Raw genomic sequence first — 21,853 nt, forward strand, 5'->3', positions numbered from 1 at the left:
CCCGGCACGGCTGAGACTCCCAGAACACCTGCACCGGAAGGCACGTCCATGACCACCGACATCGACCCGCGCCTGCTGGCCCACCTCGCCGAGGTGATGGCCGCCCAGCCGCAGGGTGCGGCCGCCGCCGCAGCCCCGACGCCCGCACCTGCCCCCGGCCAGCCCCGCGAGGAGTGGGAGGCCGAGGTCGCCGCGATCCGCTCCGCCTACGAGGACGCCGCCCGCGTGATGGCGGTGCACCTCACCCCTCCCGGCCCAGAGATCGGGACCATCGAGGACCACGTGCTGGCTGTGCAGGGCGGCACCATCGGCGCCCGGGTGTTCCACCCGACGACGCCCGGCCCGCACCCCGCCCTCGTCTTCTACCACGGCGGCGCGTGGTGGCAGGCCGGTGGCGAGATGAACCGGCTCCTCACCGACGACTACTGCCGGGTCTTCGTCGACGGGCTCGACGCCGTCGTGGTCAACGTCGACTACCGGCTCGCCCCCGAGCACCCGTTCCCGCACCAGCTCGAGGACAGCTACGCGGGCCTGGTCTGGACGGTCGAGCACGCCTCCGACCTCGGCGTCGACCCCGAGCGCGTCGCCGTGATGGGGGCCAGCTCCGGCGGCAACCAGGCCGCGGCGGTGTGCTTGTTGGCGCGCGAACGAGGTGGCCCGGCCATCCGCGCGCAGGTGCTGCACGTCCCGGCGCTGGACCTCACCGGTGGCTCCCCGTCGCTGGGCGGGGACCCCGCCTGGGCCCAGCTGAGCGAGATGGTGCGCCTCTACGCCACCGACGAGCAGCGCGAGAACCCTTTGGTGTCACCGCTGCTCGCCCCGTCGCTCGCCGGGCTGCCGCCGGCGGTGGTGGTCACCGGAGACCACGACCCGCTGCGCGACGACGGTCGTCGTTACGTCGAGCGCCTCACCGACGAGGGCGTGCCCGCCCAGCTGCTGCGCTACCCCATGTTCCACAACATCGCGCTCCCGGAGACGACCGAGCAGATGCTCGCCGACATGGTCGGAGCCGTCCACCCGCTGCTCTGAGGAGTGCTCGACGCGCGGTGGCACGGGGGCCGGGTTAGCGTCCGGTTCTCAGCGGCGTCCCACCGGGGTCTCGCTCGGACGGACGGAGACGACGGTGGCGAGAGCACTCGGGGCGCGACGGCTCGCGGGCCCGGCGGGTCTGTCACGGCGGCACCTGCTGCAGCTGGCGGGGCTCGGCGCGGTGGGCGGCGCGGTGGCCGGGTGCAGCGGCTTCTCGACGCAGGGCGACGACGACGCGGACGGTGCAGTGGGCGGCGCGCTGCGGTTCCTCACCTGGGCCGGGGACGCCGAGGCCCGCGGGTACCAGGCGCTGGCCGACGGGTTCGAGCAGCAGACCGGCACGCGCGTCGAGCTCGAGGTGGTGCCCTATTCCGAGGTGCTCACCGCCATCGACACCGGGCTGTCGTCGGGCAGCCCGCCGGACGTGTTCCGCGTCAGCTACACCGACGTCGGGCCCTACCGCGCGCAGGACGTGCTGGCCGAGCTCGGCGGTGCGGCCGACGAGCTGCAGCAGGCGCTGCTGCCCGCGTTCGTGCCGTCGGTGTCCGACGGGTCCGCGGTGTACGGCGTCCCGCAGCACACCGACACCTCGATGGTGCTCGTGAACCTGGAGGCGGCGCAGGCGGCCGGGCTGGGCGAGCTGCCGACGACCCTCGACGGCGCGTGGACGTGGGAGCAGTTCCAGGCGGCAGCGCGCAGCCTGGCCGGCGTGGCAGCGGCGGGCACGTACGCGTTCGCCGTCAACTGGTCCGAGGCCGGCGCGTACCGGTGGCTCAACTGGGTCGACCAGGCGGGCGGGCGCCTGCTCACCGAGGACCTCGCGGCCAGCGCGCTAGCCGACGACGCGGGCGCGCGGCGGGCGCTCGAGTTCACCCGCTCGTTCTTCGCCGACGGCCTGGTGCCGCCGGACAACACCACGAACGGCACGCCGGCCAGCGACCTGTTCACCAACGGCACCGTGGCGATGTGCTTCGCCGGCGACTTCCTGCTCGAGGGCTTCGAGGGGCTGCCGTTCGAGTACGGCGCGACCTTCCTGCCGCGCGACGAGCGCGCGAGCGCCGACCTCGGCGGCAACGCGCTGGTGGCGGTCAAGGACAGCCCGCGCGAGGAGGCCGCTCGCGAGTTCCTGCTCTACTGCGCGCAGGCCGAGCAGATGGCTTCGTTCTGCGCGACGGCGAACGTGCTGCCGACGCGGTCCGACGTCGACGCGACCTCGCTGGAGTTCCCGATCCGGCCCGACCTGATGCCGCTGTACGTCGAGCAGGCCACCACGATCTCGGCCGAGCTCGTCGGTCAGGTCGTCGTGCCCCGCTTCACGGCGGTGAACGCCGCGCTGCGGGAGGGGCTCGAGACCGCGTTCGCCTCGACGGGCGACGTCGGCGAGAGCCTGGCGTCGCTGTCGGACGGCGTGCAGCAGGCGCTCGACCAGTGACCGCGCTGCCCGCGGCGCGCACCGCCGGTGCCCCGCTGCGGGTCCGGCGCGCGGCCACGTCGTACACCCTGCTCGCACCGGCGCTGGTGCTGTTCGGTGTCTTCGTGCTCTACCCGCTCGTGCGGGCGGTGATGATCTCGACGACCGACTCGACGGGCATCGGCGAGGCGTCCTTCGTGGGTGCCGACAACTACGTGCAGATGGCGTCCGACGACCGGTTCTGGCGCGCCGCGACGAACACGCTGGTTCTGGCGGTCGTCTCGGTGCCGCTCAGCCTCGCCCTCGGTCTCGGTGTCGCGCTGCTGCTGCGCGACCGCCTTCCTGCACGGGGTCTGTTCCGCGCGCTGTTCCTCGCGCCGTACGTGCTCTCCGGCGTCGTGGTCGCGATGCTCGGACGGTTCCTGTTCGACCAGAACGTGGGCGTCGTGAACCGGATGCTCGAGGCGGTCGGTCTCGGTGCCGTGCAGTGGCAGTCGGACGGCGTGCCCGCCGCGGTCTCGGTGCTCGTCGTGCTGGTGTGGGCGCGCGTCGGGCTGTCGGTCGTCATCTACCTCGCGGCCCTGCAGGGGGTCGACCCCGACCTGCTGGAGGCCGCCGAGCTCGACGGCGCCGGGCGCTGGCAGCGGCTGCGGCAGATCGTCTGGCCGCTGCTGCGTCCCACCACGTTCTTCCTGACCGTGCTGATGGTGATCGAGACGTTCCAGGTCTTCGACCTGGTGTACGTGATGACCGGTGGCGGCCCGCGAGGCGCGACCGAGCTGCTCGTCACCTACGCCTACGACCAGGGCTTCGAGCAGCGGCGGCAGGGCTACGGCTCGGCCGTCGGGGTCGTGGTGTTCGTCGTGGTGCTGGTCGCGACGGTGCTCTGGTACCGCAGCCAGCGGCTCACCGAGGACGACCTGTGACCGCCGTCGACGACCGCGTCGCCGAGGCGTCGCGCGGAGCGCAGCCCCCCAGGGCCAGGCGGCGCAGGCGCGGGGGTGGCCCGGCCGCGCGGTTCGCCGTGGTGGCGGCGCTGTCGCTGCTGTGGGTGTTCCCGCTGTGGTGGATGCTCGTCACGGCGCTGTCGTCGCGCGCCGACGTGATCTCGGGCCAGGTGGGTCTGCTGCCGACGCGGGCGACGCTCGACGCGTTCCGGTCGGCGGTCACCGACTTCCCCGTCACCACCTGGGTGTCGAACTCGCTCGCCATCGCGGTGGTGGCCGTGGTGCTGACCGTCGTGGTCGACGTGGTGGCGGGCTACGTGCTGGCCAAGCACCGGTTCCCCGGCCGCACCGTGGTGTTCCTGCTCGTCGTCGCGACGCTGATGATCCCGGTGCAGGTGCTGCTGGTGCCGCAGTTCGAGCTGGTGAACCAGCTCGGCTGGGTGAACTCCTACTGGGCGGTCATCATCCCGCGGTCGGCGGAGGCGTTCGGCGTCTTCCTGGCGCGGCAGTACTTCCTGTCGCTGCCCGACGAGGTGCTCGAGGCCGCCCAGCTCGACGGCGCCGGACAGCTCCGCACCATCTGGTCGGTCGTGCTGCCGCTGAGCCGCCCGCTCGTCGCCGTCCTCGTGGTGATGACGTTCATGTTCCGCTGGAACGAGTTCGCCTGGCCGCTGGTCGCGCTGCGCGACCCCGACCTGTACACGCTGCCGGTGGGCCTGGCCTTCCTGCAGGGCCAGTTCGCCACCGACTACCCGGTGCTGATGGCCTCGGCGATGCTGTCGGCGTTGCCGGTGCTGGCGCTGTTCGCCGTGGCGCAGCGGCAGTTCGTGCAGGGGCTGGCGCGCAGCGGCCTGAAGTGACGTCCGTCCTGGGTCGCTCGAGACGGCCTGCCGCTCAGGCGATGCGCTGCACCATGGTGTTCGACACGACGTAGCGGTACCCGGCCGCCCGCAGTGCCTCGTCGTGGCGGGCGCTCGCGCCGTACGCCGTCCCGAGGAACCACGCGTGCAGGGCCGCGTCGGTGCCGGTCGCCTCCCGCACGCGCGCGAGCGGCTCCGCCAGCTCGGCGCGCACGTCGTCGTCGGTGGTGACGTCGGCGATGCCCGCGTGCGAGGCGGTGTGCGGGAAGACGACGTGCCGCCGGGCCAGCTCACCGAGCTCGTCGTAGGTGAGCGCGAGCCGCCGGCCGTCGAGCTCGGACGGGTGCAGGTCGATCCAGTGCGCCCGGGCGTAGAGCTCCTGCTCGTCGACCGGGCTCTCCACGAACCCGGTGCAGACCGCGAACCAGCCCGTCAGGCCGAGCTCGTCGCACACCTGCGCGGCGACCGAGGCCGAGGCGGCGTAGCCCTCGTAGAACACGGGTAGGACCGGCGGGCGCCTGGTGGGCCAGCGGCCGCTCTCGAAGAAGGCGTCGAGGCCGGCGAGGTCGGTGGTGTCGAACCGCTCGGCGAGGGTGGACAGGTCGGCCCGCAACCGGTCGCGCGAGACGTCCGGCGTGAGGTGGAAGTTCAGCACCCGCAGCATCGAGCCGGCCCGCAGCGCGGTGCGCTGCACGTCGACGGCGCGGGTGCCCCGAGGTGCCGGGTGGGTCTCGTCCGCGCCACCGGGCGCGAACGTGGCGAGCGAGGCCTCGGCCTGCAGCACGTGGGTGGTGCGGGCGTCGAGCAGCTCGCGGCTGGGGGCGAGCAGGTCGTGGAGGCGGTCCATCTCCTCGGCCGTGCGCGCACCGTCGCGCAGCGACTGCGCGTCGTCGATGCGCACCGGTCGCGGCGACCCCCCGCGTTCGTCGACGAGCGCGAGCACCATCGGGACGCCGGCCAGGCCGTCGGGGTGCGTCTCGGCCTCGCGCAGCCGTGCGAGGGCCGCCTCGCGGCGGTCATGGGTGTCCTGGTCAGCGGTGGGGGCCACGTGCCGGAGTCTGCACGCCGTCAACGGGTCCCGCACGACGGGCGACGCCGGTGCGGCCCGGCTAGCGTCGCGGGATGGACCTCGCCGAGGCGGCCGCCGCGTACCGCGCCAGCTTCCCGCCGGTCGACGAGCTGCGGGTCGACGGGCTCGACGTCGTCCCGGTGCACCTGCGCAGCGCGGTGCTGCCGGCGTTCGAGGAGCACCCCGGCGGCAGCGGGCTGGGCTTCGGCGCCACCGACGAGGAGGCCGCGGTGGGCGCGCTCGGCGAGATGGCCGAGCTGGCGCTGTCGGGGCTGGCGATGCGCCCGACCGAGCCCGTCGTCGGTTCCTACCGCGAGCTGCTCGGCGCCCGCGGTCCGCAGGGCGTGCAGGACCCCCGGACGCTGTGCCTCGAGGCCGGCAGCGCCTACGACGACGACCGGGTGCTGCACTGGCACCCGACGCGACGGTGGACCACCGGCGAGCAGGTGCTCGTGCCGTCCGAGCTCGTGGCGTCGTCGGCGCAGGACCTGCCGGGTGGCCCGCCGCCGGGCGGGTGGCTGACCACGATCATCACGAACGGCCAGGGGGCGGCGTTCGACGTTCCACGGGCGACCGTGCACGCGCTGCTCGAGCTGGTGCAGCGCGACGGCAACGCCGTGTCGTACCGGGCCCTCGACCCCGGAACGGTGGTCGACCTCGACCTGCCGCTCGACCCCGACAGCGACGCGCTACTGGCCTCGTTGCGCGACAACGGTTTCGACGTGCAGGTGAAGCTCGCCGGCGACGACCTCGGCGTCGTGAGCGTGTTCGTGGTGGGTCACCGCCGCGACGGGGCCGAACCCGTGCCGGTCATGGCCACAGCGTGCGGCGAGGCGGCGCACCCCGACCCGGCCGTCGCGGTGCGCAAGGCGCTGTTCGAGTTCGTGGCGGCCCGCTCTCGCAAGGCCTTCATGCACGGCCCGCTCGACCTCGTCCGGGCGGCGACGCCGGCGGGGTACCTGGACGGGTGGGCGGCGACGCACCCGGTGGAGCGGCTCGCGTCGGGGGAGGAGCCCCGTGCCCTGGAGGCGATGCGCGCCTGGGCCCGGCTGGGCGGCGACGAGATGGCCGCGCTCGTGCAGGAACGGGTCATGGTGGAGCGGCGGCGGGTGCCGCTGTCGTCGCTGCCGCGCAGCACCGCCGAGGTGACTGCCGACGGGCTGGTCGGCCACCTGGCGGCGCAGGGGCTCGACGTCCTGGTGCACGAGCGGCCCTCGCGCGGACCGGCGGTCGCCGTCAAGGTCGTCGTGCCCGGGATGGAGGTCGAGACGATGTCGTACGGCCGCATCGGCGAGCGCGGGGTGCGGCGGCTGCTGGGCACCGACCTCGACCTGGTGCGCGTCGGCGACGACCCCGGCGGGTGGGCGCGGGTGCACCTGACCCCGGACGCCGAGGAGCGCCTCGGCGGCCCGGCGTGGTTCGACCGCGCCGGCGCAGACCGCCTGGTCGGACCGCTCTACCCCCTGTACCGCGAGCCGTCACGGCACGTGGTCGCGGCGCTGGACGCCGCGGACCGGACGTGACCGCGCGCAGGCTGCTCGACGTCCGCACGATCTACGCCGAGCCGGCGGCGCTGGCGCTCCCCCGCGGGCAGCAGGTGGTGGGGCGGTGGCCGTCGGCCGACGTGGTCGAGGTCGACTCGGCGCTGCGGGTGACGGGCGTGCACGATGACGAGGGGTCGGTCGACCGCTGGGTGCGCACCAAGACCGAGGTGCTCGCGCTGGGCGTGCGCAAGACGCTGACGGCCAGACGGAACGACCGGTCGGCCAACTGGATCGCACCCTCGACGGCCAACGGCTGCGCGATGGCGTGCGCCTACTGCTACGTGCCACGGCACAAGGGGTACGCGAACCCGATCACGGTGTACGCGAACATCGAGCAGGTGGTGGGGTACCTCGAGCGGCACGTCGCCCGCCAGGGTGTGAAATCCGTCGCCGACCAGTGCGACCCGCTCAGCTGGGTGTACGACATCGGCGAGAACAGCGACGCCTCCGTCGACGCGCTCGTCTCGGACAACGTGCGCGACCTGGTGGCGTCGTTCGCCCGGATGCCCACGGCCAAGGCGTCGTTCGCCACCAAGCACGTGAACCGCGAGCTGCTCGGCTACGACCCGCGGGGACGCACGCGGATCCGGTTCTCGCTCATGCCGGAGCGGCTGGCGAAGCTGGTCGACGTGCGCACCGACCCGGTCGCCGACCGGCTGGCGGCGGTCGACGACTTCGTCGAGGCCGGGTACGAGGTGCACCTGAACCTCTCCCCGGTGATCGTGCACGAGGGCTGGCTGGAGGAGTGGGACCAGCTGCTGACCCGGCTCGACGACGAGCTCTCGGACGCCTCGAAGCGGCAGGCGGCGGCCGAGGTCATCATGCTGACGCACAACCAGGCGCTGCACGCCGTGAACCTGGGCTGGCACCCGCGCGCCGAGGAGGTGCTGTGGCGGCCGGACCTGCAGGAGGACAAGCGGTCGCACAACGGCATGGTGAACGTCCGCTACCGCGCACGGTGGAAGGCGGTGTGGCTGCAGCGCCTCCTCGACCTGGTGGCCGAGCGGACGCCGTGGCTCACCGTGCGCTACGCGTTCTGAGCAGAGGCGCGCGGCGCGACCTCGCGGCCCGTCGGTGCCCTCAGACCATCCGGTTGGTGCGCGATCGCGGGTGCGGGACGAGGCGTCGCTTGTGGGCGTACATGCGCCTGTCGGCGTGGTGGAGGAGGTCGGAGAAGGTCGCCGCGTCGTCCGGGTAGATCGCGAGCCCGATGCTGGCCCGTCGGATCATGGCCTTCCCTGTCACCCGCGGTCGTCGCAGCCCGCGCTGCGCTGAGCGAGGTCATCGGCGTGAACCCCGGTGCTGGATCGGCTCCGACCGGGGTGTCCTTGAGCGACGAGGTCGCCCCGAACGCGTACCGCGGACGACTGCGCGGGAACGGGGCGGGCCGCGGCGCGGGAGGGGTGCGCGTTCTCCTCGCCCAGCACGACCGCGGCCACGACGCAGCCGCTCGGGACGGGGACCTGCCACGGACTCCACGTGGAGGTGCGTCTGCAGGGGCGGTCGTGCGCCCGTCAGCAGCGCTGTCGCGACGGGCCTACTCGTCGAGCACGGCGCGGACCTCGATGAGGCGCTGACGCAAGCCGGTCGTCTCGACGGGGTCGTGGTCCCCGTCGGCGGCGGCCTTCTCGAGGGTGGCGGCCGTGCGGTCGGCCTGCTCGAGGACGGCCCGCGCGGCGTCGTGATCGGCATGCTGCTCGGTGCGGACGTGCCACGACACCGCGCGGAGCAGGTCGAGCAGTGCGGCGACGACGTGTGGGTCGCTCGCCCCGTACCGCCGTGGCTGCGTGACCGCCAGGTCGAGCAGGTCCGCGAACGACGGACGGGCGAGCGCCGTGCGCGGTCGGGGCGGAGCACCAGGTGCTGTGTCCCCGGCAGCGCGACCGCCGGACCACAGGACGCGTGGTCCCAGGTCGTGATCCAAGAGCTCGCACAGCAGCGCGCTGGAGTGGCCGAGGGCGTGCACGGCGGTCGTCGGGTCGTTGATCCCCGGCGACAGGGCCTTGATGGCGACGTCGGTCAGCTGCCGGAGTCCGAAGGCGACGTCCTGCGCCTCCGTGCGCTCCGCGCCGATCACGACGGCCGCGCGGGAAGCTCGCTCGACCTGGCGCACGGCGTCAGGTCCCGGGGTGGACCCACCGGCGTCGCCGACATCCGTTCCCCCATGGCCCCAGATCCAGCCGATCGGCGTCTCCGCCACGACGGCCGCACCGGGCAGCACGTCGACCACCAGGTGCGCGTCGGCCTCGACGACCGCGTCCAGGAGGTCGTCCTCGGCGATGCGGACCAGGAAGCCCGAACGGTGCGCGAGCAGCGGCACCGCCGACGGGGGCGGGACGAGGGTCGCTGCCCATCCGACGGCGGTCGCCGGCGGTGCTGCGCCGCCGGTATCTGCAGAGCCCAGGACGGCACGGGCCGTGGCGCTCGCGTCCGCGTGGACGGCCCGCAGCATCGACTCCACCCGGATCTCCCCGGCGAGGTGCGCGAGGAAGAACACCAGCGACAGCACGCTGCACAGGGTGAGGACGAAAGCCAGCGTCACCGACAGCTCGGGCACGAAGGCGCTGCCGCCCTCGTCGGCGGACCGCACGGTCCGCTGCACCGTGAGCGCGTAGGTGAAGGTGCCCAGGAAGACGCCCAGGGTCAGGTGCACGAACCGGTCGCGCGTGAACGTGCGCAGCAGGCGCGGCGAGAACTGGCTGCTCGCCAGCTGCAACGTGACGACCGTCAGGGAGAACGTGAGCGAGGTGACGGTGATGAGCGAGCTGCTGATCGCGTCAAGGAGGGTTCGGGCGGCCCCGGGTCCTCCGCTGAAGAGCAGGTTCGAGACCCAGGTGGGCAGGCTGTCGTCGACTGCGGCGTCGATCCTCGGCACGAGGATGCCGAGGGCGAGGGCCAGCCCGATGCAGATCACGGGAACCGGCCACAGCGAGGTCCTGGCCGCGGTCAGCACCGCCCTGGCACGCGGCGACCCGGACGTCACGGTCTCACCGGCACGACGGCCGGCCCGGCGTCACGTCGCGCAGCGCTGCGAGGGCGCCGGACGCGCGCGCCGCGATCGCAACGGAGGCATCAGGTGGTCCACGGGTCGCCTGCCGCGGCGCTCCGGCGGGGCGCCGACGACCGCGGCCGCGTGCGTTCCGACGTGGCCGCCCGTCGCGGTCGGTACTCCGTCGGCAGCTCGCCCTGCTCGACGACCGCGTCGACGACGTCCGTGAATCGTGCGTTGTTGCTGCGGGCGGCCGCGGTCAGCAGATCGAACGCCTCGTCGGTGGTCCAGGCGTGGCGAGCCATCAGGATCCCCTGCGCCAGGCCGATCCGGTGTCGGCTGTCCATGGCGCTGCGCAGTCCGGCGAGCTGGCCTGCGACGCGCAACGCGGTGACCGCCTGCACCGCGTACGACCGCAGCCGGGCCGCGACCTGGTCGTCGTCGAAGGCGCCGGGTGCCGGGGCGAACACGCTCAGCGCCGTGGCGACCTTGCCCTGGCGCACCTTCGACAGCGGCACGCTCGTGGTGGACCCGATGCCGATCCGGGCCACCGTCGGGCCCCATCTCGGGAAGCGCGCGTCCGTCAGGACGTCGGAGACGCGGACGGCGTGGTCCTCCCACGTGGCGCTCACGCAGGGCCCTCCTCGAGCTCGTACTGGCAGTGGTTCGCCTGGCTGACGACGTCGTCCGAGGCAGCGAGCGTCCGGTACCGGCGCCCCGAGCGGTGCGTGATGCCGGCGTGGTGGCACTCGGGCACCGCCTCCGGCGCCAGGTCGACCACGCGCTGCCGGACGGCCTGCTCGTCGACGTGCCGGACGTCACCGAGCAGCTCGCCGACCCAGTCGCGTGGGTGGTCCCCAGCGGTGTCGCGGTTCTGCACCCGCTGATCCTGCCGGGCGGACGCACGGCTGTCGCGGTGTGAGGCGATCGGATTCGACGAAGGCGACCACGCGACCGGCATCGCCGAGCTGGTTGTGCGATGCGCGAGGCGCACCCGTCCTCGGGGGTGAGGCCGGCGCCGGGCGGGTCAGCCGACCCCCGGCCGGTGGCGGCTTCCCGGCGGCTCTCGTCGCTGCCTCACTCGGGGTGTGCGGATCCTGACCGCACGCCCGAGCGAGATCCCCGTCCACGCCCGCCGCCCAGATCGTGCATGCACAGACCGACCCGGGGCAGGGCACAGGAAGCGCGAACCTGTTCACGGTCCAGCCCAGTCGCCGGGGTGAGCGCCGTGCTGTCGGTCGGGGCTCGCTGCGCGGGTACCCGATCGGCCGCATGATCGTGGTCCACCGCGACCCGACCTGCCCCGTCGCGATCCGGTGCGGTTCACCACGTGCTGAGGGCAGTGCCGCGGGTGATCGTCACCGCATCGCCGAGAGAGGTCGATCCCAGGAGGCCGAGATCGCTGCCGGGCTCGGTGACCACGACCAGCTGCCCGTGGCGCTGGGTGCAGCGCCGATTCGCCCACAGCATCGTGGCGACGTCGGCGGGCGACAACGCCACGCCCCGATGCACCTCGACCACCACCATCGCCGCGCCCGAGGCGATCGCGCGTCGGACCTGCACCTGCAGGCTGAGGTGCCCGTGCAGGTCGGCCCTGTCTGCCACCACCACGTGCAGGGCGTCCGGCGGTGACGTGGGTCGGCGACGGGTGGGCGTGGCCACGGACACGGGACCTCCTCAGGACTGCGGGCCGGTCGCCCCAGCCTGCCGTGTCCGCGTTGACGTCCGCCTGCGTCCGCGTTGCGGCTGCGTGACGATCGCGCGGCGAAGCCCCTTCGGCCCGAACCAGGCTGCGGCGGCGCGCTGGCCGGCCGGGAGGGGCTGCGCACCGGGGCGAGGCCGATCGCAGCGGGCCGTGCGAGGAGGAGGGCGAGGACGGCGAACACCCGACGGACAGAAGGCGTTGGCCCGCCTGGGCATGAGGTAGACCGCGGTGGGACCGCGACGGACGTCGCCGTTGACGCCCGCCGCGATCCGGCTCGTCTTCCGACCGTGGACGGTTCCCCTCACCTCCACCGATTCCGTCCGACCGCACCCCCCGTCGCCGCGTCCGGCACGGGCTGGTCACCGTCGGGGCAGCAGCGACACCAGGACCGCGAACCAGAGCAGTGCGGCGGTGACGTGCATGGCCACCAGGACGACCGTCGTGAGCGCACCCGCCTCGGCAGCCAGCGGCACTGCCGCCGACGCGAGTCCGACGGCGAGACCGGCCACCGCGACGGTCGTCCACGCACGGCGGCTGCGTCGCCCCAGCACGGCCAGGGCCGTGACCCCGGTCAGGTCGGCGACCAGCAGCGTGATCACGACCGAGCCGAAAGTGACCGGCACGGTGTCCCCGTCCGGCGCGACGACCCGCAGCTCGGCGCCCGCGACGGCTGCGACGTAGAGCAGCAGCAGGCAGCAGCCGACCGACGTCCACAGGAACCACAACCCCGCGCGCGCGACCGGCGGCATGACGTCCGGTCGACCGGCCGTGACCTGCGGAGGCACCAGCAGCTGCGAACCGTTCGGCTCGTGCGTGACTCGTCGCTGGCGGGGCATCACGACCTGGTCCTCTCGACATCGTGGGCGGTATTCCACCGGACCACGTCGCGAGGTCCGGGAGCAACCGGTCGGTACCGGACGTCACCAGGTCGTCACGTGCGTGACGGGTGGTCGTCACACCTGCCGCCAGATCGGGACCACGGCTCCGAACCGGTACGCTGGCGGTGGTGTGCCGGGAAGTCTGGTCGGCGATCGCTAGGCCCTGCACCGCTCCCGCCGACTGACGAGGTCCCGCAGACGTGAACGCCGCCCGCACCCCGCTGCTCGCTCGAGGCTCCTGGCCCGAGGCACGCCGCATCGCCACCCTCCTGCGCCGCGAGACGGTCGGCGGGGCGCTGCTGCTGGTCGCCGCCGCTCTCGCGCTGGCCGCCGCGAACTCGCCGCTGTCCACCACCTACGCCGACCTGCGCGACCTGCGCGTCGGTCCGGCCGCGCTGCACCTCGACCTGTCGCTGGGCGCCTGGGCCGCCGACGGCCTGCTTGCGATCTTCTTCTTCGTCGTGGGGCTCGAGCTCAAGCGCGAGTTCGTCGCCGGAGACCTGCGCGACCCACGCCGCGCGGCGTTGCCGGTCGCGGCGGCGATCGGCGGGATGGTCGTTCCGGCGGTGGTGTTCGTGGCCGTGAACGCGGGGACCGACGCGGTGCGCGGCTGGGCCGTGCCGACGGCCACCGACATCGCGTTCGCCCTGGCGGTGCTGGCGGTCATCAGCAGCCACCTGCCGCTGGCGCTGCGCACGTTCCTGCTGACCCTCGCGGTCGTCGACGACCTGTTCGCCGTCACGATCATCGCGATCTTCTTCACCGCCGACCTGCAGGTGCTGCCGCTGCTGCTCGCGCTCGTCCCGCTCGGGCTGTTCGGGGTGCTGGTGCAGCGACGCGTCCGGTCCTGGTGGCTCCTGATCCCGCTCGCGGTGCTGACCTGGGTCCTCGTGCACGAGTCCGGGGTGCACGCCACGATCGCCGGCGTGCTGCTGGCGTTCACCGTGCCGGTGCTGCGCGCAGACAGCGTTCGCGTCGCCGCGCGGGAGGTCCCGCACGACACCGGCGACGACGCGACGGCGTTCGAGTCCAAGCCGGTGGAGGAGGTGGAAGGGCCGGGTCTGGCCGAGCACCTGGAGCACCGCATCCGCCCGCTGTCGGCGGGGATCGCGGTGCCGGTGTTCGCGTTCTTCGCCGCCGGCGTCACCGTCGGTGGGCTGTCCGGTTTCCTCGACGCCGTCACCGACCGGGTCGCGCTCGGTGTCGTCGCGGGCATGGTGGTGGGCAAGACGGTCGGCATCGCCGGCGCCGCGTGGCTGACCGCGCGGTTCACCCGCGCGAGCCTCGACCCGGACCTGCGCTGGGTCGATGTGCTCGGTGTAGCGAGCCTGGCCGGCATCGGGTTCACCGTCTCGCTGCTGATCGGCGACCTCGCGTTCGTCGGCGACACCGAGCGGCAGGAGGCCGTCAAGGTCGGGGTGCTGTGCGGGTCGCTGCTGGCCGGTGCCGTGGCGTCGGTGCTGCTCACCGCCCGCAACCGGGCCTACCGCAGGATCGAGGAGGCCGAGCAGGTCGACGACGACGGCGACGGCGTCCCCGACGTGTACCAGCGGCAGACGAGCTGAACGGCCTGCTCCGCAGCGGATCTCAGCGGTTCGGGGTGCGTGCCGTCTCGTCGACGTCGACCGCGGGATGCTCCATCGCGGCGCCGAGGCCGCGGGCGAGGACGGCCGCCAGGTGCAGCTCGGACAGTGACGGGCGGCACGGGCGGCGCGCCCGACCGACGCCGACGCCGGCGACCAGGAACCGGCCGCCTCGGTCGTGCGCGTCGACCGGCACCTGGACGTGCGCGTCGGTGGGCAGGCCGTCCCGGACGACGTCGAGCGGGACCGGTCCGATGCGCACGACCCCGTCCGCCCCCAGTACCGGCTCGTCCGTCCGCACGGGTCCGGGGTCGTAACCGACGGCCTCGACGCCGAGGACGGTCTGCAGCCGTGCGGCGATGTCGTGGACGCGGTCGGGGTTGTCGTCGCCGACGCCGCCCATCGCGGTCGCCACGCCCTCGACCAGGCCTGCGGTGCGGCTGGCGCGGTCCTGCTGGCGCCGGCCCCACAGGGCGATCTCGGTGACGGCCAGTCCGACCAGGGCCAGCAGCACCGCGACCTCGACGTCGTCGCGGTCGGCGATGACGAGACTGGCGTACGGCACCGTCAGGAACCAGTTGAACGACGCGGCCGCGGACACCGCGGACACCAGGCCGGCCCAGCGGCTGCCCGTCGAGGCCGCCGCCACGACGACCAGCACCAGGACCAGTGCCGCCGCCGGCCCCTCGACCACGGACCGGACCTGGGCCAGCCCGGCGGCGACGGCAGCGGGCACCAGCACGGCGAGCGCGAGCAGCACCGGCGTCGTCAGGCGGGAGTTCCTCACGGTCCCAAAGACATCGGGCGACCGGCCGAGGTCAACGAGACCGCGCGGTTCTTGACGCGATCCTGACGCCGTCGACGGCGACTGTCGTCCGGGCGGGTGAGTCACCGGGGCGCTCAGCTCGTCGAGCCGACCTCGTCGCCGAGCTCCTTCAGGGCGCCGGAGCGCCTGTCGCGCAGGTAGTCCCGCATCTCGGTGCGGATCACCGGCAGCAGGAAGTACACCCCGAGCAGGTTCACGAACGCGCAGACGAACAGCATGGTGTCGGCGAAGCTGAGCACCTCGCCGAAGGTCAGGACGGTGCCGGTGACGGTGAACAGGCAGAACACGACCTCGTACAGCGTCTCCGACAGCCGCGACCGCCCGGTCGCGAACGTGTCGGAGGTGAGGACGACGCCGCGGCCTGCCGGACCACCCCCTGGCGGTCGGCGTCCTGCTCGCGGCCATCGACGTCGACACGCTCACCGCCTCGCCGGGTCCGGCCGACTGCGAGCTCCTTCGCCGCGGTTGATCGGCAACCGTCGTGATCGGGCTGGGGTCGCCGGGCGTCCGGGTCCCCGAGCGCCCGGGTCCCCGAGCGCCTGGGTCACCGAGCGTGCCTCACGACCGGTGCGGGCGTGGCCCGCCTGACCACGCCTGCCGCCGGCGCGTCCCCGCAGGCGCGACGCGCGGGACGCCGGTCGGTGGGCCGGTCAGTTCGCCTCCGGCGGCTCCCCGTGCCGCAGCATCGTGGCGCGCTGCTCCTCGGTCAGGCCGCCCCAGACCCCGTGCGGTTCACGCTCGTCGAGGGCGTGCCGCCGGCACGCGGCCAGCACGGGGCAGTCCCAGCAGACCTGGACCGCGCGTCGTTCACGACGTCGTCGGGTCGAGGTCTGCTCCCTGTCCGGTCCGACGAACAGGGTCTCGTCGTGGTGGCGGCAGGCTGCGCGCTCCTGCCACTCCCACGAGACGAAGCTGGCTCGCGCCACACCCATCGACTCCTCGTCCGTTCGGATGACGTGTTGTCCGCACGGGGTTCGGAGACCCTCGACCGGGAGATCGCCTCGCGTCCTGGGCGTTTCAGATGCGACGAGGTCGCAACGGAAGCACCTGTCGTTCACTCGTTCGGGCTAATTCGTCGTGACTTCCTCGAACTGGATTGTCGGGTCGCGATGCCGCTGGTCTGGTTCGGCCATCCGACCCGTGACGTCGCAGCGCTGGTGCGCGCGCCCCCGGGACCAGTGAGCGGCAGGCGTCGTCCTGCCCGAAGGGATGGGCTCGTGGGCATGATGGTGAACAGGGGGACCCGGCGCGGTCTGGCAGCGACGGGGGGCCTGGCCCTCGCCGCTGCCGCGGTGGCGGCGCTGGCCCCGTCGAGCAGCACGGCGTCGAGCCACCGCGAGGCCCCGCTCGTCGCGGGTGACCCGCTGGTCGACAACACGGACACGTACGCGTTCGTGAGTCCTGACGCGCCCGACACCGTGACGTTGATCGCCAACTGGATCCCGTTCCAGGAGCCGTCCGGTGGCCCGAACTTCTTCCCGTGGGCCGAGGGGGACGAGGCCCGCTACAACATCAAGGTCGACACCGACGGCGACGCCGTCCCGGACCTCACCTACCGGTGGGAGTTCACGAGCATCGACACGCGTGGCGACGTCGACTACCCGCTGCCCGGTCAGCCGCAGGGCGACCCCGACGCCGACGGCTCGTTCATCTACAACAACGGCCAGGTCACCTCCTTCGACGACGCGACGCTGCTGTTCAAGCAGACGTACACGTTGACGGTGATCGACGCTGCCGGCACGGAGACCGAGCTGATCGCGGACGCACCGGTCGCGCCGTCGCACGTGGGCGACGCCTCGATGCCCGACTACCAGGCCCTGCGCGACGAGGCCGTGGTCGACGTCGGCGACGGCATCACCTCGTTCGTCGGCCAGGCGGAGGACCCGTTCTTCCTCGACCTGCGCGTCTTCGACCTGCTGTACGGCGGTGACCTGAGCGAGTCCGGCAACGACACCCTCGCGCGGTACAACGTGAGCTCGATCGCGCTGCAGGTGCCGATCGAGAGCCTCGGCCTCGCCGACGGCGACCCGGTCATCGGTGTCTGGTCCACGACCGACCGCGCCAGCATCACCACCCGCGCCGCCGACGGCACCAGCGCGGCCAGCGGCCCGTTCGTGCAGGTCTCGCGGCTCGGCAACCCGCTGGTCAACGAGGTCGTCATCCCGGCGAACCTCAAGGACGCCTTCAACGCCCTCGCCCCCGAGGACGACGCCTCGGTCGACGCCGCGGTGAACAAGGTGCTCAACCCGGAGGTGCCGTACCTGCTGAACGCCATCTACGGGTTGGACATCCCGCAGACCCCGCGCAACGACCTCGCGACGATCTTCCTCACCGGCCTGAACGGGCTCAACCAGCCCGCGGACGTGACCCCGTCCGAGCAGCTGCGGCTCAACACCTCGATCGCGCCCACCGCCGAGCCGAACCGCCTCGGGGTGCTCGCCGGGGACAACCAGGGCTTCCCCAACGGACGCCGCCTGACCGACGACGTCGTCGACATCGCCCTCCAGGCGGTCGCGGGCGCGGTGTCGGTGGACGCCGACGGCGCCCCGACGGGGGTCTCGATCGTCGAGCCGCTGGCGGCCGGCGACGGCGTGGACGAGAACCAGGTCGCCTTCGGCGACTCGTTCCCGTACCTCGCCCTGCCGAACTCCGGCTCGTCGGTCGGGGCCGTGGCGCCCGGAGCGACCACGACGGTCACCGAGACGGTCACGGCGACCGCCGGTGGCGGCGGAGCAGGCGGCGGCGGGGGCGGAGGCGGCGCGATCATGCCCACCGGTGGCATCGACACCGGTGACGCCCGTCCGGCGTCCGGCAGGAGCGCGCTCGTGGCCTCCGGCGCGATCGTCCTGGTCGCCGTGGGCGGGGTCGCCACCTACGCGCTGCGCAGGAAGCGGTCGCTGGGCCAGCACCTGTGACGGAGCCCGGTGGGTCGGCGGACGACGTCCGCCGGCCCTCCGGCGCGTCCGGAGGGCTCGACGACCTGCTCGCGGCCGGGGACGAGCGCGCCGGCCCGGCGCACTCCCGTCCTGTGGCCGGGCCCCGGCAGACGCTCCTGCGGGTGGTCCGTGACGTCCGCGTGCAGGTGGCGGCGGGTGTGGTGGCAGCGCTCGTGCTCGGCGTCGTCGTCGGCGGTCTGCTCTTCGGAGGCGAACCCGTGACCGCGCCGCCCGCGCCGACGGCCCGCGCCTCCGCCCCGCTGCCGTCGGTCGTCCCGACGGGTCCGGTCACGCCCGAGGTGGACGCACCGGCGCCGGTGGCCATCGCGATCCCCGACCTGTCGATCGACCAGGGCATGATCCCGCTCGGGGTCACCCCCGACCGCAAGCTCGAGGTCCCGAGCGAGTGGATGGACATCGGCTGGTGGCAGACCGGGCCCGCGCCCGGCGAGGCGGGCGGCGCGGTGATCGCGGGTCACGTGAACGGCGACGGCAAGCCGGCCGTCTTCGCCGAGCTGCCCGACCTGGCGGTCGGGGCGGAGGTCGACGTCCGTCGTGAGGACGGCTCGGTCGCGACCTTCGTCGTCCGCAGCAAGGAGCAGTTCCCGAAGGACGACTTCCCGAACGAGCGGATGTACACCTTCGAGGGTCCGAGCTTCCTGCACCTGGTGACGTGCGGCGGTACGTTCGACACCAGGTCCGGCCACTACGACGACAACGTCGTCGTGTTCGCCGAGCTCGTCGGCGTCACGCCGGCCTGAGCCCGTCGTCCGACCGGTCCCCCGAGGAGCCCACGATGAACCGCAAGGCGTCGATCGTCGCCGCCGTGCTGCTCGCCCCCGTGCTGCTCCTGGGTTCCGGGGTGCTGCTCACCCGCACCGGTGGCGACGGCGCGGCCACCTCGGCGGGTACGCCCCCCGTTCCCGGCACCGATGTGCTCGACTCCGGGGCGGACCTCAGCACCTCCATCGACGCGCTCCAGCAACGCCTCGAACGGCTCCCGCAGGACGATTCGGCCTGGTCCGCACTCGGTTTCGCCTACGTCGCCCAGGCGCGGCGGACCGCGGACCCGACCTACTACGGCAAAGCCGACGAGGCGCTGGCCCGGTCGCTGGAGCTGCGGCCGGAGGCCAACGCGGACGCGCTCGCGGGTCAGGCGGCGCTCGCCAACGCACGCCACGACTTTGCGCTCGGGCGCGACCTGGCCACGGCCGCGGTGGAGGTCGACGCCTACGACTCCACCGCGCGCGGCGTGCTGGCCGACGCCCAGCTCGAGCTCGGCGACCTGGAGAGCGCGCTCGACACCCTGGACGCGATGCTGCGGCTGCGGCCGGGCGTCCCGTCCTTCACGCGCGTCGCCTACACCTACGAGCTGCGGGGTGACGTCGAGAACGCGCGCTACTCGCTCGAGCGCGCCCTCGACGTCTCGTCGAACGCGGGGGACGCCTCGTACGTCCTGCTCCAGCTCGGTGACCTGGCCTGGTCGCAGGGGGACTACGCCGCGGCCGACGAGCACTACGCCGACGGCCTGCGACGCGACCCCGGCCAGGTGGCGCTGCTCGCCTCCCAGGCGCGCTCGGCTGCCTCGCAGGGACGCACCGACGCCGCCGTCCTGGCCTACGCCGACGTCGTCGAGCGGCTGCCGCAGCCGAGCTACCTGGTCGAGTACGGCGAGCTGCTCGACAGCCTCGGACGCAGCGACGAGGCGGCCGAGCAGTACGCCGTCGCCGACGCCGCGGCGGCGCTGTTCCAGGCGTCCGGGTCGGTGCAGGACGTCGAGATGGTGCTCTACCAGGCCGATCACGGCCGGCCGGCCGAGGCCCTGGCGACGGCGCAGGCGCAGTACGGCTCCCGACGCAGCCCGCAGGTGCTGGACGCCATGGCCTGGGCGCTGCACGCCAACGGACGTGACGCCGAGGCACTGGCGCTCGTGCAGGAGGTGGAGGCGGCAGGGACGCGCAACGCCACCTGGGCGTACCACCGCGGCATGATCCAGCTCGCCGTCGGGGACACCGGTGCAGGGCGCCTCTCGCTGGAAGCGGCGCTCGACACGAACCCCGCCTTCTCCGCCCTGCACGCGCCCCTGGCCCGCGCCGCCCTCGACGGTCTGGCCGCCGGATGAGGCGCCGGCTCACGATCCTCGCGGCCGGCGGTGTCGCCCTGGCGGCGCTGCTCGCTGTGCCGGCAGGGTCGGCGTCGGCCCACCCGCTGGGCAACTTCACCGTCAGCCACCACGACACGGTCGTGCTGAGCCCGGACGGCGTGCGCGTCACCTCGGTGGTCGATGCCGCCGAGATCCCGTCCGCGCAGCAGCGACCACGGATCGACGTCGACGGTGACGGAGAGCTGTCGGAGCAGGAGCTCGGGGAGGCCGCCGGCCGTGACTGCGCCGAGGTCGTGTCAGCGCTCCGGCTGACCGTCGACGACGTGACGGCCACGCTGGTGGGAGGATCGAGCACCATCGAGGTGGTGCCCGGCGAGGCCGGGCTGCCGACCCTGCGGACGACGTGCGCGAGTGCGGCCGAGGTCGCCCTGACCGGAACAGCAGCAGTCGGTTTCGAGGACTCCTTCCGACCTGATCGGATCGGCTGGCGCGAGGTCGTCGTCCGTGGTGAGGGCCTGCGGCTGACGAGTTCCACCGTCGCGGCGACGTCGGTCAGCGACGAGCTGCGGGCCTACCCGGACGACCTGCTGTCCTCGCCCCTCGACGTCCGGACGGCCGAGGTGTCGGTGGCGCCCGGCACCGGGTCGTCGGCCGAGGGCGTCACGCCCTTGCTGCCGCCGGGCTCCGATCCGCTCAGCCGGGCGCTGGCGGCGGGGGACCGCCGGCTCGGCGACCTCGTCGGGTCCGAGCCCACGGTGTGGGTCGGTCTGCTGGCCGTGCTCGTCGCGGTGCTGCTGGGGGCGGGCCACGCCGTGCTCCCCGGCCACGGCAAGACGGTGATGGCCGCCTACCTCGCCGGGCGCCGCGGACGCCCGCGCGACGCACTGGTGGTCGGCGCGACCGTGACCGCCACGCACACCGCCGGGGTCCTCGTCCTCGGCCTGGCGCTGACGCTCGTGAGCACCCTGGCCGGGGAGGGCGTGCTGCGCTGGCTGGGCGTGATCAGCGGTGTGCTCGTCGCAGGTGTCGGGCTCGGGCTGCTGCGCGGGGCGGTGCGCGACCGCGCCGCGGCCCGCACCCACACGCACGCCGCCCCTGTCCCGGCCGACGCCCTGGTCGCCGCCGGCGGCGTCGCCGCGCCCGCACCCGTCGACACCGGTCACGGCAACGGGCACGGGCACGGCCACGGGCACGGCCACGGGCACGGGCACGGCCACGGGCACGGGCACGGCCACGGGCACGGGCACGGTCGGGACGAGCGGAGCGGACGGGCCGGGCTCATCGGTCTCGGCATCGCCGGCGGCCTGGTGCCGAGCCCGTCGGCACTGGTCGTGCTGCTCGGTGCCATCGCGCTGGGGCGGACCGTCTTCGGGGTGCTGCTGGTGATCGCGTACGGCCTGGGCATGGCAGGCACGTTGACGGCGGTCGGACTGCTTCTCGTGCGTGCACGCGGCCGCCTGGACCGCTACCTCGATGCCGGGCGCGACGCGCACGGAGCGGCACGCGCCGTCGGCTGGCTCCCCGTGGCGACGGCCGTGCTCGTCGTCGTCGTGGGTCTCGGCCTGGTGCTGCGCGGGCTGGTGGGCCCGTGACCGTCTGGCGGGCGCTGCCCGCGATGGCGTCGCTGCTCGCGCTCCTCGTGGCCGGGTGCACGGCCGGTGGGTCGACGCCCGACGCCACGCTGGTGACGCCCACCGGCGACGGCCCGGTGACCTGCCAGGAGCACCAGACCGGGCCGCCCGGGACGGACTACGCGGGCGGCGCGGACGCCGACACCGCCAAGGTGCTGGGTCTGCTGAAGTACTGGAAGGCCAACGGCGACAAGCCGTTCTGTGACGGTCGAGAGGCGACGGAGGACGACCTCGCCTGGGCGAACCTGGTCGACCGCCTGCTCGACGACGAGCCCGCACCGGTGCCCACGTCCGAGCCGGCACCGACGACGACCTGAGCCGTCGGGCAGCTGACAGGTCGC

22 protein-coding genes are annotated in these 21,853 nt (G+C 73.7%); 12 read left to right on the forward strand and 10 right to left on the reverse strand.

Annotated features, from left to right (window positions below):
* Positions 1-48 precede the first annotated feature (48 nt).
* The 4 genes from ACYVKY_RS05500 to ACYVKY_RS05515 all read left to right on the forward strand — a co-directional run bounded on the left by ACYVKY_RS05500 (position 49) and on the right by ACYVKY_RS05515 (position 4,247).
* The gene (locus tag ACYVKY_RS05500; protein WP_460433967.1) at positions 49-1,029 is read left to right on the forward strand and encodes an alpha/beta hydrolase; all 981 of its coding nucleotides are present in this window, start codon (positions 49-51) and stop codon (positions 1,027-1,029) included.
* Positions 1,030-1,123: 94 nt separating this feature from the next.
* Positions 1,124-2,461 carry an ABC transporter substrate-binding protein gene (locus tag ACYVKY_RS05505; protein WP_460433968.1) on the forward strand — a complete coding sequence of 446 codons (1,338 nt, stop codon included), beginning with the start codon at positions 1,124-1,126 and terminating at the stop codon, positions 2,459-2,461.
* Positions 2,458-3,366 (forward strand): carbohydrate ABC transporter permease, encoded by a 909-nt coding sequence (locus tag ACYVKY_RS05510; protein ID WP_460433969.1) that lies wholly within the window; start codon positions 2,458-2,460, stop codon positions 3,364-3,366. The genes ACYVKY_RS05505 and ACYVKY_RS05510 overlap by 4 nt, the downstream gene beginning before the upstream one ends.
* Complete coding sequence (locus tag ACYVKY_RS05515) at positions 3,363-4,247, forward strand: carbohydrate ABC transporter permease (RefSeq protein ID WP_460433970.1); 885 nt, start codon at positions 3,363-3,365, stop codon at positions 4,245-4,247. The genes ACYVKY_RS05510 and ACYVKY_RS05515 overlap by 4 nt, the downstream gene beginning before the upstream one ends.
* A 34-nt stretch (positions 4,248-4,281) precedes the next feature.
* Here the strand turns inward: ACYVKY_RS05515 and ACYVKY_RS05520 are convergent, their stop codons facing one another.
* On the reverse strand, positions 4,282-5,295 hold the full coding sequence (locus ACYVKY_RS05520) for a polysaccharide deacetylase family protein (RefSeq protein ID WP_460433971.1): 1,014 nt from the start codon (positions 5,293-5,295) through the stop codon (positions 4,282-4,284).
* Positions 5,296-5,369: 74 nt separating this feature from the next.
* Here ACYVKY_RS05520 and ACYVKY_RS05525 point away from each other — a divergent pair, with 74 nt between their 5' ends.
* Positions 5,370-6,839 (forward strand): YcaO-like family protein, encoded by a 1,470-nt coding sequence (locus ACYVKY_RS05525; RefSeq protein WP_460433972.1) that lies wholly within the window; start codon positions 5,370-5,372, stop codon positions 6,837-6,839.
* The gene (locus tag ACYVKY_RS05530) at positions 6,731-7,900 is read left to right on the forward strand and encodes a spore photoproduct lyase family protein (RefSeq protein WP_460433973.1); all 1,170 of its coding nucleotides are present in this window, start codon (positions 6,731-6,733) and stop codon (positions 7,898-7,900) included. The genes ACYVKY_RS05525 and ACYVKY_RS05530 overlap by 109 nt, the downstream gene beginning before the upstream one ends.
* A gap of 40 nt (positions 7,901-7,940) precedes the next feature.
* Here ACYVKY_RS05530 and ACYVKY_RS05535 read toward each other — a convergent pair whose 3' ends face one another.
* The 6 genes from ACYVKY_RS05535 to ACYVKY_RS05560 all read right to left on the reverse strand — a co-directional run bounded on the left by ACYVKY_RS05535 (position 7,941) and on the right by ACYVKY_RS05560 (position 12,390).
* The gene (locus tag ACYVKY_RS05535; protein WP_460433974.1) at positions 7,941-8,090 is read right to left on the reverse strand and encodes a hypothetical protein; all 150 of its coding nucleotides are present in this window, start codon (positions 8,088-8,090) and stop codon (positions 7,941-7,943) included.
* A 307-nt stretch (positions 8,091-8,397) separates the two neighbouring features.
* Positions 8,398-9,843 (reverse strand): DUF2254 domain-containing protein, encoded by a 1,446-nt coding sequence (locus ACYVKY_RS05540; protein WP_460433975.1) that lies wholly within the window; start codon positions 9,841-9,843, stop codon positions 8,398-8,400.
* A gap of 89 nt (positions 9,844-9,932) precedes the next feature.
* Positions 9,933-10,481: a GAF and ANTAR domain-containing protein gene (locus ACYVKY_RS05545; RefSeq protein ID WP_460433976.1), complete on the reverse strand. Its 549-nt coding sequence runs from the start codon at positions 10,479-10,481 to the stop codon at positions 9,933-9,935.
* Complete coding sequence (locus ACYVKY_RS05550; protein ID WP_460433977.1) at positions 10,478-10,729, reverse strand: hypothetical protein; 252 nt, start codon at positions 10,727-10,729, stop codon at positions 10,478-10,480. The genes ACYVKY_RS05545 and ACYVKY_RS05550 overlap by 4 nt, the downstream gene beginning before the upstream one ends.
* Positions 10,730-11,172: 443 nt before the next feature.
* Positions 11,173-11,460, reverse strand: coding sequence for a hypothetical protein (locus ACYVKY_RS05555; protein WP_460433978.1), 288 nt, complete (start codon positions 11,458-11,460; stop codon positions 11,173-11,175).
* 453 nt (positions 11,461-11,913) lie between these two features.
* Complete coding sequence (locus ACYVKY_RS05560; protein WP_460434006.1) at positions 11,914-12,390, reverse strand: DUF6069 family protein; 477 nt, start codon at positions 12,388-12,390, stop codon at positions 11,914-11,916.
* Between the two features lie 242 nt (positions 12,391-12,632).
* Between ACYVKY_RS05560 and nhaA the strand changes: the two genes are divergently transcribed.
* Positions 12,633-13,997, forward strand: a complete 1,365-nt coding sequence (gene nhaA, locus ACYVKY_RS05565) for a Na+/H+ antiporter NhaA (protein ID WP_460433979.1) — start codon at positions 12,633-12,635, stop codon at positions 13,995-13,997.
* Between the two features lie 22 nt (positions 13,998-14,019).
* Here the strand turns inward: nhaA and ACYVKY_RS05570 are convergent, their stop codons facing one another.
* The 3 genes from ACYVKY_RS05570 to ACYVKY_RS05580 all read right to left on the reverse strand — a co-directional run bounded on the left by ACYVKY_RS05570 (position 14,020) and on the right by ACYVKY_RS05580 (position 15,773).
* Positions 14,020-14,802, reverse strand: coding sequence for a DUF4118 domain-containing protein (locus ACYVKY_RS05570; RefSeq protein ID WP_460433980.1), 783 nt, complete (start codon positions 14,800-14,802; stop codon positions 14,020-14,022).
* Positions 14,803-14,915: 113 nt separating this feature from the next.
* Positions 14,916-15,152, reverse strand: coding sequence for an alanine:cation symporter family protein (locus ACYVKY_RS05575; protein WP_460434007.1), 237 nt, complete (start codon positions 15,150-15,152; stop codon positions 14,916-14,918).
* 339 nt (positions 15,153-15,491) lie between these two features.
* Entirely contained in the window at positions 15,492-15,773 is a 282-nt protein-coding gene (locus ACYVKY_RS05580) for a WhiB family transcriptional regulator (protein ID WP_460433981.1), read from the reverse strand.
* Positions 15,774-16,064: 291 nt separating this feature from the next.
* Here ACYVKY_RS05580 and ACYVKY_RS05585 point away from each other — a divergent pair, with 291 nt between their 5' ends.
* From ACYVKY_RS05585 to ACYVKY_RS05605, 5 genes are read left to right on the forward strand one after another with little or no spacing between them, the layout of a single operon-like run.
* Positions 16,065-17,756, forward strand: a complete 1,692-nt coding sequence (locus ACYVKY_RS05585) for a DUF4331 domain-containing protein (protein WP_460433982.1) — start codon at positions 16,065-16,067, stop codon at positions 17,754-17,756.
* A complete protein-coding gene (locus tag ACYVKY_RS05590; protein WP_460433983.1) occupies positions 17,753-18,538 on the forward strand; it encodes a class F sortase in 786 nt (261 codons plus the stop codon). The genes ACYVKY_RS05585 and ACYVKY_RS05590 overlap by 4 nt, the downstream gene beginning before the upstream one ends.
* Positions 18,539-18,573: 35 nt before the next feature.
* Positions 18,574-19,899, forward strand: coding sequence for a tetratricopeptide repeat protein (locus ACYVKY_RS05595; RefSeq protein WP_460433984.1), 1,326 nt, complete (start codon positions 18,574-18,576; stop codon positions 19,897-19,899).
* A complete protein-coding gene (locus ACYVKY_RS05600) occupies positions 19,896-21,473 on the forward strand; it encodes a High-affinity nickel-transporter (RefSeq protein WP_460433985.1) in 1,578 nt (525 codons plus the stop codon). Before ACYVKY_RS05595 ends, ACYVKY_RS05600 begins: the two co-directional genes overlap by 4 nt.
* Positions 21,470-21,829, forward strand: a complete 360-nt coding sequence (locus ACYVKY_RS05605; protein WP_460433986.1) for a hypothetical protein — start codon at positions 21,470-21,472, stop codon at positions 21,827-21,829. Before ACYVKY_RS05600 ends, ACYVKY_RS05605 begins: the two co-directional genes overlap by 4 nt.
* Positions 21,830-21,853 lie beyond the last annotated feature (24 nt).

The sequence above is a fragment of the Angustibacter speluncae genome, from assembly GCF_054777815.1.